This window comes from Candidatus Binatia bacterium (genome assembly GCA_036493895.1).
GTDB lineage: Bacteria > Desulfobacterota > Binatia > UBA1149 > CAITLU01 > DATNBU01.
This window is the reverse complement of the sequence record DASXOZ010000042.1, coordinates 54,446-66,851: the sequence shown is the minus strand read 5'-3', so window position 1 is coordinate 66,851 and position 12,406 is coordinate 54,446. Positions and strand designations below refer to the sequence as shown.

At 67.2% G+C, this 12,406-nt stretch carries 11 protein-coding genes; 7 read left to right on the top strand and 4 right to left on the bottom strand.

Annotation, left to right across the window (positions count from 1 at the left end):
• Nucleotides 1–563: hypothetical protein (locus tag VGK20_10805; protein HEY2774522.1), on the bottom strand; the 563-nt coding region annotated here is incomplete at its 3' end.
• A gap of 4 nt (nucleotides 564–567) precedes the next feature.
• On the bottom strand, nucleotides 568–1,377 hold the full coding sequence (locus VGK20_10800) for an SDR family oxidoreductase (GenBank protein ID HEY2774521.1): 810 nt from the start codon (nucleotides 1,375–1,377) through the stop codon (nucleotides 568–570).
• 198 nt (nucleotides 1,378–1,575) lie between these two features.
• On the opposite strand from VGK20_10800, the gene VGK20_10795 reads away from it, so the two are divergent.
• Both VGK20_10795 and VGK20_10790 read left to right on the top strand, forming a co-directional pair.
• A complete protein-coding gene (locus VGK20_10795) occupies nucleotides 1,576–2,085 on the top strand; it encodes an Lrp/AsnC family transcriptional regulator (protein HEY2774520.1) in 510 nt (169 codons plus the stop codon).
• A gap of 28 nt (nucleotides 2,086–2,113) precedes the next feature.
• Complete coding sequence (locus VGK20_10790) at nucleotides 2,114–3,286, top strand: cytochrome P450 (protein ID HEY2774519.1); 1,173 nt, start codon at nucleotides 2,114–2,116, stop codon at nucleotides 3,284–3,286.
• Between the two features lie 95 nt (nucleotides 3,287–3,381).
• Here VGK20_10790 and VGK20_10785 read toward each other — a convergent pair whose 3' ends face one another.
• Together VGK20_10785 and VGK20_10780 are read right to left on the bottom strand one after the other, a co-directional pair.
• Nucleotides 3,382–3,891 (bottom strand): DUF1993 domain-containing protein, encoded by a 510-nt coding sequence (locus VGK20_10785; GenBank protein ID HEY2774518.1) that lies wholly within the window; start codon nucleotides 3,889–3,891, stop codon nucleotides 3,382–3,384.
• 199 nt (nucleotides 3,892–4,090) lie between these two features.
• Entirely contained in the window at nucleotides 4,091–4,597 is a 507-nt protein-coding gene (locus tag VGK20_10780; protein HEY2774517.1) for a DUF1003 domain-containing protein, read from the bottom strand.
• On the opposite strand from VGK20_10780, the gene VGK20_10775 reads away from it, so the two are divergent.
• From VGK20_10775 to VGK20_10755, 5 genes are all read left to right on the top strand, one after another.
• Nucleotides 4,571–4,975 carry a hypothetical protein gene (locus VGK20_10775; protein HEY2774516.1) on the top strand — a complete coding sequence of 135 codons (405 nt, stop codon included), beginning with the start codon at nucleotides 4,571–4,573 and terminating at the stop codon, nucleotides 4,973–4,975. The two genes, VGK20_10780 and VGK20_10775, sit on opposite strands and share 27 nt — an antisense overlap.
• Before the next feature lie 231 nt (nucleotides 4,976–5,206).
• On the top strand, nucleotides 5,207–5,548 hold the full coding sequence (locus tag VGK20_10770) for a hypothetical protein (GenBank protein HEY2774515.1): 342 nt from the start codon (nucleotides 5,207–5,209) through the stop codon (nucleotides 5,546–5,548).
• Nucleotides 5,549–5,712: 164 nt separating this feature from the next.
• On the top strand, nucleotides 5,713–7,218 hold the full coding sequence (locus VGK20_10765) for a TolC family protein (GenBank protein HEY2774514.1): 1,506 nt from the start codon (nucleotides 5,713–5,715) through the stop codon (nucleotides 7,216–7,218).
• Nucleotides 7,215–8,669, top strand: coding sequence for an efflux RND transporter periplasmic adaptor subunit (locus tag VGK20_10760; protein HEY2774513.1), 1,455 nt, complete (start codon nucleotides 7,215–7,217; stop codon nucleotides 8,667–8,669). Before VGK20_10765 ends, VGK20_10760 begins: the two co-directional genes overlap by 4 nt.
• Nucleotides 8,666–12,286 carry an efflux RND transporter permease subunit gene (locus VGK20_10755; protein ID HEY2774512.1) on the top strand — a complete coding sequence of 1,207 codons (3,621 nt, stop codon included), beginning with the start codon at nucleotides 8,666–8,668 and terminating at the stop codon, nucleotides 12,284–12,286. The genes VGK20_10760 and VGK20_10755 overlap by 4 nt, the downstream gene beginning before the upstream one ends.
• The last annotated feature ends 120 nt before the right edge of the window (nucleotides 12,287–12,406 follow it).

Genomic DNA, 12,406 nt, shown 5'->3' with positions numbered 1-12,406 from the left:
ACGAGGATCGAGCTGTTGATGATCGGGTAGATGCGGTGCGAGAAAGGCCCGGTGTCGATCAGCGCGCCGAACAGGAAATACGAAATGTTGTATCCGAGCGGCACGAACAGGTTCGCGATGCCCGGAACCACCGCGTAGCTCTCGGCCCAGTGCACCGACGGGATCAGGTAGAGACCGGTATCGCCGAAGCGAGGGCCGCCAAGACACTGGTTCGAAAGCCACAACGCGCAGGCCAGCGACGCGGCGATGCCCGGCAGGCTGCGGGGAAGCGATCGAAAGATTGCGCGCCACGGCGCCAGGCCGGCCGCGAGCCAACCGGCCGCCGCGACGGCCGCTGCTGCCATTCGAGTGCGATCGTCGATCGGCGCGAACGCGTGCCATAGCTGCAGCGTGCAGAGCAGCAGCGCGACGCCGACCCAGAACACCTGCCACAGCTGGCCGGCGCTCTCGAGGGCCGGTCCGAAAATGCGGCGCTCGAGCAGTCCGAACCCGAGGATGACGACGGTGATCGCGATCCACGCGGCGACGACGAGCTGCTGGTCGGGGACGAACAGGAGAACCATCGCGTTACTCGAGGCGAAGACCTCCGTTGGCCTGCAGCACGATTCCGGTGACGTACGCGAAGAGCTTGGGATCGGCCATCGCCGCCACCGTCCTTGCCATCTCGACGGGCTCGCAGACTCGCCCGATCAGCGTTGCGCGCGACATGGCTTCGATGCCTTCGGCCGGCACCCCTGCCAGCATCGGCGTGTTGACGGGCCCGGGGGCGATCGCGTTGACGCGGGCCCCGTACGGCGCGAACTCGCGCGCCGTCGTCTTCGTCATCGACTCGATCGCGCCCTTGGCGGCGGTGTAATCGATCTGGCCGATATTGCCGTTGCGCGCGCTGACCGACGAGAAGTTGACGATGAAGCGGTTCTGCCCGTCGCGAAGCGGCTTGTTGTCGTTCGCCTTGAAGCGCGGGTGCCAGTCCTGGAACGCGACTTCGCGCGTAAACAGGAACGTGCCGTGCAGGTGCACGGCCAGCACCGCCTGGAAATCGGCGAAGTCCTTCTTGAAGATGCGCGCGTCGCGCGTGATGCCGGCCACGTTGACGAGCCCGTTGATCTGGCCGCTCGCTTCCATCACCGATGCGACCGCCTTCCGGACGTCGTCTTCCTTGGCGACGTTCGCGGCAACGACCAGCGGCTCGACGCCCGCGTAAGGCTTCATTTCGGCGCGGGCTTCCTCGAGGCGACCGCGGTCGAGGTCCACCAGTGCAACCCGCGCGCCGTGTGCCGCAAGGACCGCAGCCACCCGGTTGCCGATCCCCTGGGCGGCGCCCGTGACGATATGGGTCTCGCCGTCGAAGGCGCCCTTGCGAAGTACCAGCTCCATCGTTGTCTTTCTCCCTCCGATTGTCTTGCCGGCTGTCTTGCGGCGGTCTTGGGGTCGGTGTTTCGAGCGCCGCGACGGGCGCGGGGCCACTCGAATGCGGCGCCGTTATGGCCGTGCCCGGGCGCGGCGACAAGTCCGGCGACCGGCGGATGCCGAGCGCTGCTTGCGCGGGCTCGGCAGGACCAGCAGATTGCCGCCGTGACGAGCGACGTCGGCCCCCCGGCTCCACGGACCCTCGACGAGATCGACCGCCGCATCCTCGAGGTTCTCCAGGACGATGCGCGCATCTCGAACGTCGAGCTGGCTTCGCGCGTCGGCCTGTCGCCGAGCCCGTGCCTGCGCCGCGTGCGCGAGCTCGAGGAACGCGCCGTCGTGCGCCGCTACGTCGCGCTGCTCGACCCCGTTGCCGTGGGGCTCGGCGTCAGCGTCTTCGTGCAGGTGAGCCTGGAGCGCCAAGCCGAGAAGGGACTGGAAACCTTCGAAAGCCGCATCCTTGCGCGCCCCGAAGTCCTGGAGTGCTACCTGATGACGGGCGACGCCGACTATCTCGTGCGCGTCGTCGTTCCCGACGTCGCCGCGTTCGAGCGCTTCCTGCTCGATCACCTCACGCGCATTCCCGGCGTCGCCAGCGTCAAATCGAGCTTCGCGCTGAAACAGGTCAAGTACCGCACCTCGCTGCCGCTCGGACGAGACGGGGAGAAGAAGTGAATCCGCTGCCGCAACGGGCGACACCACAATGAACCCGCGCGAGATCCGCCTGCTCGACGGCGATTTCTGGGCGCGCGAGCCCCACGCCGAGCTCGCATGGCTGCGCGAGCACGACCCGGTGTTCTGGGACGAGGCCGGCAAAGTCTGGGGCATCACGCGCTACGACGACGTTCTGGCGGTATCCCGCGACACGAAAACGTTCTGCAACGGGCACGGCAATCGTCCCGACGCGCCGGCGTTTCCGTTCATGATCAACACCGACGATCCGCTGCACCGCAAGCGGCGCGGGCTCGTCAACAAGGGATTCACCGTACGGCGCGTCCATGAGAGGGAACCGCGCATCCGGCAGATCTGCGCAGGCCTTCTCGACAAGGCGCGCTCGCTCGGACATTTCGACTTCGTCGGCGACGTCGCGGCGTGGCTACCGCTGATCGTGATCGGCGACATGCTCGGCGTCGAGCCCGAGCATTACGAAGACGTGCTGCGCTGGTCGGACGACATGGTGCGCGGCAGCGGAACCACCGATCCGGAAGTCTTCGCGCGCGCCGAGGCGGCATTCTCGGCGTTCCTCGAGCACTCCTACCGCGTGCTGCACGACCGCCGCTCGCGCGCGCCCGAGCCCGACCTGTTCAGCATCCTCTCGCACGCCGAGATCGACGGCGAAAAGCTCGAGGACGCCGAAATCGTCGCCGAGGCGCTGCTGATCCTCATCGGCGGCGACGAGACGACGCGGCACGTGCTGAGCGGCGGCATGTTCGAGCTGCTCGCCAGGCCCGACGCGTGGCGCTGGCTCGGCGAAGACGTACGCCGGGTTGCGACGGCGGTCGAGGAAATGCTGCGCTGGGTGACGCCGATCAAGAACATGAATCGCACGCTGACGCGCGATGCGGAGCTTCGCGGCCGCAAGCTTCGCGAAGGTGACAAGCTGCTGCTGCTCTATCCGGCGGCCAACCGCGATCCGTCGGTGTTTGCCGACCCGGACAACTTCGACATTCGCCGCACGCCGAACGAGCACCTCGCGTTCGGCTTCGGCGCCCATTACTGCCTCGGCGCCAGCCTGGCCCGCCTGGAGTTGAACGTTTTCTTCGAGGAAGCCGTGCGGCGCCTGCCCGACATCCGTCCGGCGAGCGAAGCTGCGCCACCGCGGCGCCCCTCCAACTTCATCAGCGGAATCGAATCGCTACCCGTGACCGTCGGCTGAAAGGGGTCAGGCACCAGGCGTGCAGTGCGGCACCAGCGGTCAATGCGGATGCTGCTGCTCCAATATTCGGCTGGTGCCTGACCCCACGCGCGAACTCACGCCTGCTTGACGGGAATCGTGCCGATGTAGTCCATCTTGCCGAGCGCCACGCCGTTGTGGCGCAGGATCGCGTACGCCATCGTCGCGTGGAAGAAGAAGTTCGGGATCGCCACTTCTTCGAGGTACTCGTCGCCCTTGAGCCAGCCGCCGCCGAGCCACGGCGGCGACACCTTGCGCTCGCCGCCGCCGGCCAGGTCCTTGGCCGGAACGCTGTCGAGGAACGCGACGCACTTGGCGATGCGCTGCTTCAGCTCATCGAACGTGCGCTCGGTGTCCGCATGCGACGGCGCGGGATGGCCGCCGAGATACGCGGCGGCGTACTTGGCCTGGTCACAGGCGGACTGTACCTGCCGGACGAACGGGAACGCATCGGGTGCAAGTCGCGCATCGACCAGCACGTTGACGTCGAACGATTTCTCGCTCGCGTGCTCGGCGGCCTTGTTCATCCACTGCTCGACGTTTTTCAGGGTCTTGGCGAAAAGACGGATCGCGCCTTCATGGGTCATCGTTCTCTCCTCTTCTTCCTGGTGGAACTCGCTCATCCGCAACGGCGGGAGCGCGGGCCTGGCTGCGCAGGCCGGACGGGCGCGAGTGTGAACGCGGGGCGCGGGCGCAGCAAGGTTTTGCGCCCGCATCCACGATCATGATGTGGCGGTGCCCACAGCGGCGCCCCCAAGCCGGCAGCACCGCTGTGGCCGCAGCAGCTCAGGCGGCGACGATCTTTCGGTGGATGGAGTCGGTCAGCTCTTCGATGCGCTTGGCCAGCTCCTGGGTGAGCTGCGTCAGCTGCGTGTTCTGCTGGAGAAGCTGGAGCATCTGCTCGGCCTGCTTTTCCGCCAGGATCTGCCGCTCCAGGCTGGCCTTGGCCAGGTCTTCGCGGTGCTGCGCATCGGCGTCGGAATGGGCCTTGTCACGATCGGCCTGGCGCGCCTGCGCCAGCAGGATCAGTGGCGCGGCGTATGCAGCCTGGGTGCTGAACGCAAGGTTCAGCAGGATGAACGGGTAGATGTCGAAGCTGGTCAAGCCGACGGCATTGACGATGATCCACAGTGCGACGATCCCCGTCTGTGCGATCAGGAACGTCGGGGTTCCGAAGAAGCGCGCGAAGCTTTCTGCCTTCGATCCGAACCAGTCGTCGCCGAACACCGAGGACAGGTGCGCGTGCGGCGCATGGAAACGGAAGTGATGACGCGTTCCGGAATGGTTGAACATTGCTCAGGGCCTCCTTGGGCAGCAGAATCGTCCGGGCACGGCGCCCGGGAAATCGATCTTTCGAATATCACGGATCCCCAACAATTCCCCCGCAAGCCGGTGCCGCTCGATCCGGACTCTGGCAGGCTTGCCGCCGTTGACGCAATACAGCCGCGCCGGAGAATATGGCCGCGGCGCGTTTCCACGCAGACCCCGCAGAAATCCGCCGTCGTCGGTCCGATCCTCGAAGATCTTCTTCGCGACCACGGCGCCGACGACATCTCGGCAACGGGCTCGGCCACTCTCGCGCAACTCGCGCGTCGCTACGATATCGGACGGCACAGGCGGCTCGGCGCCGCGTGGTTCCTCTTCTGGTGCCTGCTGTCCCTGGTCGTGTGAGGCACGTTGATCGCAACCGGAGGGGGACCGTCGCACTGACCGAATCCGGGGAATTTGCCGCGCAATCGCGCGAATGGACGTGGGACACCGCAATCGGCCGTCGTTGCTGTTCTTTTCGCTTGTAAGCCCACCCGATCGTGTGCATGTTGAGGACGCGATGCTTCGCCGCGGTCTTGCCATCCTGCTCGTCGCCGCTCTGGCCGGTTCGTTTCCGGCGCTGGCGGCCGCCGAATGCCCGATGAAGAGCGCGGCCATGGCGGCGTCCCGCTGCGATTGCTGCAATCCGTCGAGTCCCGCAGCGAAGGAATGCCGGACCAGGGATGCGATGCGCTCGACGTGTCGCTGTACCATCGAAGCAGACAGCAAGGCGCCGGTAGTGCCGGTACTCCTGCCTCTGGCCGCGCCCGCGCATTCGCCGCACGCGAGCCTGATGCCGGCATCTGTCTCTACGCCGCAGCGAAGCTGGCAATCCGGCATGCCGACAGCTTCGCCGCCATCCGCAGCCGCCTGCACGTCGCGCAGTCTTCTCTGTTCCTGGACCATCTGATCTCCGGGTGCCTTCCGCTTAGCTGAACGGATTTCCGCTCTGCCGCCGACCACGGCAGCGCGCAGTCCTGCACGCGTTCGCGTGGCAACGCCGGCACCGATGCCGGTCTGCACCGCCCGCCTGTTTCCTGCCGGTCCGGCCCCAGCTTCGCTGGCGCCTCGACGCGGGAAACGGCGCGAGGAGACATTCGATGGCTGGTTCTCAGAAACAGAAACCGGAATTGGAAAAAGCCGAGCGGCGCCGCGCCGGATCGCCGGCTCGACGGACGGCGGTCGCGATACTGGCGATCTCGTTCGCGCTCGCCGCCTCGGGCTGCGCGCTCACGCCGCGCGGCCTCGACGACGAAAAAGCTGCGCTCGAGGCCGAAGGCGCCGCGCTCGAACACCCCGTTGCCGAGGCGGACCTTCCGGTGCCGCGCGACGGCGACGACTGGAGAGGCCTGCTGCGACGCGCTCTCGTTGCCAACGGCGAAGTGCGCGCAGCGTGGTTCGAATGGAAAGCCGCCGTCGAGCGCGTCACCGGCGCGTCGGCGTGGCCCAACAGCAACCTGTCGCTCGGCTATTCGTACACGTTCTCCGACGACAAGGTGAAGACGTTCGATCGCATGACGTTCAACGCTGCGTTCGACTCGATGGAAAACCTTTCGTTTCCAGGCAAGACGATGGCTGCCGGACGCTCGGCTCTGGCCGAAGCGCGCTCCAGCGGCGAGAAATTCCGCGCCGCGAAATTTTCCGTGCAGCGACGCGTGCTCGACGCGTGGCTCGACTTCGCACTGGCCGCCGAGAACGAGCGCATCGCCGTCGAGCGCCAGGCCCTCGCATCGGTGCAGACTTCGGCCGCCGAGGCGGAGCTGACGACGGGCGCCTCGCAGAAAGGCGCCGCTGCTGCGCAGATCGCGGCTGCACGAAGCGACGATGAGCTGCGCAAGGCGCTCGCCGCTGCAGAAGAGGCGAGGCAGATGCTCGCGGCGCTCGTGGACATCGCGGATGCCGATCGTCTCCAGAGCCCGCGCCGCCTTCCCGACGCTCGCCCGCTTCCCGCCGATCCGTCCGTGCTCGTCGCCGCAGCAGCACAGGGACCCGAGACGCGCCAGATGGAAGCCGACGCGAAGAGCCGCCAGGGGTCCGAGGATCTCGCGAAGCTCCAGTGGGTTCCCGACGTCAATCCGGTGCTGTCGATCGCCGGCGGCGTGAGCCAAGCCGTCGGTGCGGCGGTGGTGCTGCCGACGAGCTTCATCGAAATCCGCTCCGGCATCGCAGCGGCCAAGGCGCTGCGCCGCGGCGCCGAAGCGCGCGCCATGCAGACCGCGCGCGACAAGCGCGCAGAGATGGCTGCCGCGCTGGTCGCTGCGCGCGACGACGGGCGCGCGCGCGAACATCTCGAACAGCGCATCCTGCCGCTGGCAGGCGTCGCCGTCGACGCTGCCGAGAGCGGTTACCGCAGTGGTGCGGGGACGCTGTCGGACATCGTCGAAGCCAGGACGATGGCGCTCGACGTGCGCGCCGAAATTGCCGAAGCCTCGGTCGCGCGCGAAAAGCAGCTTTCGGCGATCGAGGAGATTGCCGGCGCCGATCTCGAAACGTTCACCGGCACGCCGCCGCTTCGGTTTGCGTCAGCAGCCGTGGCCACCGCTTCGAGCACCGGCGCAGTTCCCGTTGCGGCACCTGCCGCGGCGGTCGCGGAGAAATCGCGATGAAATCCCCTGCTCACCGCTTCACCCTTCGTTTCCTGCTGTGGATCTTCGTCGCGATGGTGGCGCCGTTCCCGTCCGTGCCCTGCGATCGCGGACTGCCTTCCCCACTGGACGTGACGACCGTGCAGGCTGCCGACGATCCGGCTGCTCCGGTGCAGCTCTGGACCTGCGGCATGCACCCGCAGGTGATCCAGGACCACCCCGGCGAATGCCCGATCTGCCACATGAAGCTGACTCCGCTCGAAAGCGCGGCGACCGAAGCTTCGAGCGCCGGAAGTGCGGTGACGATCGATCCGGTCGTCGTGCAGAACATGGGCGTGCGCACGGTGCGCGCAGTCGAAGGCCCCGTCGTGCGCGAGCTGCGTGTCGCCGGATTCGTCGAGGAAGCCGAGCCGGGCATCCACGACGTGACGCTGAGGGTCGGCGGATTCATCCGCCACCTCTACGCGAACACCGAAGGGCTGCACATCGCCAGCGGCGATCCCATGTTCGACCTTTACAGCCCCGACATCCAGGTAGCGGTCGACGAGATGATTGCGCTGCGCAAGCGCCGCGACGCCGCGCGCGCTTCCGCAAGAGGCGACAGCGACGCAACGATGGACTCGCTGTGGAATGCGGCGCTTCGAAAGCTCGCGCTCCAGGGCCTCGACCCGACCGAGATCGCCAGGCTGCAGAAGCTCGACCATGCGCCCGACGCCGTCACGTTCCGCAGCCCGCTCGCAGGCGAGATCACCGAAAAGCCCGTCGTCGAGGGCGCGGCGGTGACGATGGGCCAGAAAGTGCTGAGGATCGTCGACCACTCGACGCTGTGGATCGATGCACGCGTGTTCGAGCAGGACCTCGCGGTGGTGAGCGTGGGCCAGAGCGTCCAGGCGAGCATTGCGTCGCAGCCGGGCAGGACCTTCGCGGGGCAGGTCGTTTTCATCCATCCCCACCTCGACCCGACGACGCGCACGGCGAGCGTGCGCATGGCCGTGTCGAATGCGGCGCTGGAGCTGAGGCCCGGCATGTTTGCCGACGTCGTGCTTCGCGCGAAGCTGGCCGATTCGGCAGTGCTCGTACCGCGCGAGGCCGTCATCGATACCGGCGATCGCCAGGTCGCGTTCGTCGTCGGCGAAAAGCCGGGGCACTTCGAGCCGCGGCGCGTGCGCATCGGCTGGCCCGCCGAAGGCGGCAATGTGCAGGTGCTCGAAGGCCTGGCCGCAGGAGACGAAGTCGTCGTCAGCGGCCAGTTCCTGATCGACGCGGAGAGCCGGCTGCAGGACGCGCTGCGAAAGTTCATCTCTCAGCGCCAGGTCGCAGGCGTGCCGCCGGCCGACGCCAAACCCGGCACTCCGGCGCGCGACTCCACAGGCACGGCAAGCAACGGAACATCACCGGGCGGCGAAGCGTCGCCAGGCAGCGGCCCTTCACCGGCCGGCGGAGCGTCGCCAGACAGCGGAGCCTCGAAATGATCGCACGCCTCATCGCGCTGTGCGTGCGCAACCGCCTGATGGTGCTGATCGTGACCGCGGCGGTGGTCGGAGCAGGCATCTGGAGCATGTTCCACATCCGCCTCGATGCCCTGCCCGACCTGTCGGACGTGCAGGTCATCGTCGTCACGGAATACCCGGGGCAGAACCCGGAAGTCGTCAACAACCAGGTCACGTACCCATTGACGACGGCAATGCTGTCGGTGCCGGGTTCTACCGTGGTGCGCGGCTTCAGCATGTTCGAGCTGTCGTTCGTCTACGTGCTCTTCGACGAAGGCACCGACATCTACTGGGCGCGAAGCCGCGTGCTCGAGTACCTGAACTTCGCGCGTGACCGGCTTCCCGAAGGCGTGCAGCCCAAGCTCGGACCGGACGCCACCGGAGTCGGTTGGGTCTACCAATACATCCTGTACCCGGGCTTCTATTGTCCCGACCATCCCAAAGGCATCTGGCGCGACGGCCATGACGGAACCGACAAATGGTACGCGTCGCCTGGCGACGCACCGGCCGACCGGCGCGAGGGTCTCGAGCGCGTGCGCGGTTTCGAAAAAGCGGGCGCCTGTCCTCTGGACGGCACCCCGCTGGTGTCGTCCGGCTACGACCTGGCGGGACTGAGAAGCCTCCAGGACTGGTACCTTCGCTATCCGCTGACTGCCGTCGAAGGCGTCTCCGAAGTCGCGTCCATCGGCGGCTTCGTGCGCCAGTACCAGGTCGTGCTCGATCCGCTTCGACTGCAGGCTTTCCATCTCGCCGTCGGCGACATCGCGACGGCACTGCGGCGCTCGAACAACGACGTCGGCGGCTCGGTCGTCGAGATGTCGGAGCACGAGTACATGGTGCGCTCGCGCGGCTACCTCCACGGCCTCGACGACATCGCGAAAGTTCCCGTCGGAGTCGGCGAGAAAGGAACGCCGATTCTTCTCGGCGACGTCGCGACGCTGGAAATCGGCGGCGAGGCGCGCCGCGGCGTCGGCGAGTACAACGGGATCGGCGAGGCCGTCGGCGGGGTCGTCATCGCGCGCTTCGGTGAGAACGCATACAAAGTCATCCGCGACGCCAAGGCGCGCCTCTTCGACCTCGAGGGCGGCTTGCCTCCCGGCGTCTTCGTGCGCCCCACCTACGACCGCTCCTCGCTGATCGAGCGCTCGGTCGCCACGCTTCGCGACACGCTGATCGAGGAAATCGTCGTCGTCGGGCTGGTCTGCATTGCGTTCCTGCTGCACGCGCGCAGCGAGCTGGTCGCGGTGTTCGTCGTGCCGTCGGGGGTGCTCGTCGCGCTGATGGTGATGGACCTCGCCGGCATCAACGCGAACATCATGTCGCTCGGCGGAATCGCGATCGCGATCGGCGTGATGGTCGATGCATCGATCGTCATGGTCGAGAACGCACACAAGCACCTCGACCGCGAAGAGGAGCGACTGCATGCGGCCGCAGCGGGCGGCGAGGCTGCCGAGCCGAGGCCGCGCAGCGAAATCATCGTCGAGGCGGCGCAGGAAGTGGGGCCTACGCTGTTCTTTTCGCTGGCGATCATCACCGTCAGCTTCCTGCCGGTGTTCGTGCTCGGCGGGGAGGCGGGCCGCCTGTTCCGTCCCCTGGCAATGACGAAGACGCTGGCGATGGCCTCCGCCTCGATCCTGGCCGTCACCATCGTTCCGGTGCTGATGCACTACCTGATCACGGCGCGAGTGCTGCCCGCGGAATGGGGACGGCGCCGAAACACGATGATCACCGCGGCGGCGATGCTGGTACCGGCGCTGCTGCTGTACGTGGTCTGCGGGCTGGTCGGTTCGCCGCTGGCTGCGTACCGAGGCTGGACCGCGCTGGCGTGGATCGTCCTCGCCGGCATGTTGCTGATCCCGCAGCGCATCATCCACGAGAAGCACAGCCCGATCAGCCGCGTGATGCAGGCCGTCTATGATCCGGTGTTCCGGCGCGCGATGCGCCACCATCGCCTCGTGCTCGCGCTGGCCGTGCTGGCGATGCTTTCGACGCTGGTGCCGGCCACGCACATCGGCACCGAGTTCATGCCGCCCCTGGACGAAGGCGACCTGCTCTACATGCCGACCACCGACCCGAGCATCAGCATCACCAAGAGCAAGGAATTGCTGCAGCAGACGAACAAGCTGATCCGCACGTTCCCGGAAGTGAAGTCGGTGCACGGCAAGATCGGCCGCGCCGAAACCGCCACCGATCCCGCGCCGCTCTCGATGATCGAGACGGTCGTACAGCTCGAGCCGGACACGTCCAAGTGGAGGCACCGCACCCTGGCGCGCTTCTTCTCGGATTGGCCCGATGTGCTGCGGAGTCCGCTCTCGTATTTCTGGCCGCTCGAAAGGCCGATCCGCACGGACGAGCTCAAATACGGCTGGCAGGACGCCGACGGCACGATGCACCCGGGCCTCAACCAGGCGGTGAGCCTTCCGGGCGTCGCCAACGCGTGGCCGTTCCCGATCGAAAACCGCCTGAACATGCTCGCGACCGGCATCAAGACGCCCGTCGGCGTCAAGGTGCTCGGGCCGGACCTGAAGGTGCTCGGGGATCTTGCCGAGAAAGTCGCCAACGCCGTGCGCACCATCGACGGCACGATCAGTGCGTACCCCGAGCGCACGTTCGGCGGTTACTACCTCGACTTCGACGTCGATCGCGTCGCGGCGGCACGCTACGGCCTGACGACCGGCGACGTGCAGGACATCGTGCAGACTGCGATCGGCGGCATGAACGTCACGTGGACCGTCGAAGGCCTCGAGCGCTACCCGCTCAACGTGCGCTACGCCCGCGAGCTTCGCGACGACCTGCCGTCGCTTCGCGCCGTGCTCGTCAGTACGCCGTCGGGCGCGCAGATCCCGCTCGGCCAGGTCGCGCGTCTCGACATCCACGCGGGCCCGCCGATGATCAAGTCGGAAAACGCGCAGCCGACTTCGTGGGTTTACGTCGACATCGCGGGCCGCGATCTCGGCAGCTACATCGCCGACGCACGCCGCGTCGTCGCCGAGCAGGTGCCTCTTCCGCCGGGCTACACGCTGCTGTGGTCCGGGCAGTTCGAATTCTGGGAGAAGACGATCCCGCGCCTCATCGTCGCCGGCATCCTGACGATGATCGCGATCGTGCTTCTGCTGTACATGTCCACGCAGAGCTGGCCGCGAGTGGCGATCGTGATGCTCGCCGTGCCGTTCAGCCTGATCGGCGCCTTCTGGCTGCTGTGGGCCCTCGGCTACAACATGTCGCTGGCCGTCGTCATCGGCATGATCGCGCTGGCCGGGCTCGATGCGGAGACCGGGCTGGTGATGCTGCTGTACCTGGAGAACAGCTTCGACCGCTTCGTCGCCGAGGGACGCATGCGCTCACGAGAGGATCTGTGGAGCGCCATCCACGATGGCGCGGTGCGCCGCATCCGGCCCAAGGCGATGACGGTGGGCACGGCGTTCATTGGGCTCGTCCCTCTTCTGTGGGCCAGCGGCACGGGCGCCGACGTGATGAGGCGGCTGGCGGCGCCGATGATCGGCGGCCTGCTCGTCAGCTTCGCGATGGAGCTGGTCGTCTACCCCATCCTGTTCTTCCAGGCGCGAAGCTGGCAGTGGCGGCGGCGCTGGCAGACGTGACGCGGCGCTCGACCCCATCAGGCGGTCGGCGCGGGCGCAGCGGCTCCCTACGGGTCGCCGATTCGCACCGGTGGGGAATCGGTTTCGCTCGAAATCGCGCTTCGGGCACCGGCGATGATT

What these genes read in the sequence shown, in the direction of transcription:
- VGK20_10800 (HEY2774521.1), bottom strand. Translation starts at nt 1,377, where the DNA reads ATGGAGCTGGTACTTCGCAAGGGCGCCTTCGACGGCGAGACCCATATC.
- VGK20_10790 (HEY2774519.1), top strand. Translation starts at nt 2,114, where the DNA reads ATGAACCCGCGCGAGATCCGCCTGCTCGACGGCGATTTCTGGGCGCGC.
- VGK20_10785 (HEY2774518.1), bottom strand. Translation starts at nt 3,891, where the DNA reads ATGACCCATGAAGGCGCGATCCGTCTTTTCGCCAAGACCCTGAAAAAC.
- VGK20_10775 (HEY2774516.1), top strand. Translation starts at nt 4,571, where the DNA reads ATGACGCGTTCCGGAATGGTTGAACATTGCTCAGGGCCTCCTTGGGCA.
- VGK20_10780 (HEY2774517.1), bottom strand. Translation starts at nt 4,597, where the DNA reads ATGTTCAACCATTCCGGAACGCGTCATCACTTCCGTTTCCATGCGCCG.
- VGK20_10770 (HEY2774515.1), top strand. Translation starts at nt 5,207, where the DNA reads ATGCCCGATGAAGAGCGCGGCCATGGCGGCGTCCCGCTGCGATTGCTG.
- VGK20_10765 (HEY2774514.1), top strand. Translation starts at nt 5,713, where the DNA reads ATGGCTGGTTCTCAGAAACAGAAACCGGAATTGGAAAAAGCCGAGCGG.
- VGK20_10760 (HEY2774513.1), top strand. Translation starts at nt 7,215, where the DNA reads ATGAAATCCCCTGCTCACCGCTTCACCCTTCGTTTCCTGCTGTGGATC.
- VGK20_10755 (HEY2774512.1), top strand. Translation starts at nt 8,666, where the DNA reads ATGATCGCACGCCTCATCGCGCTGTGCGTGCGCAACCGCCTGATGGTG.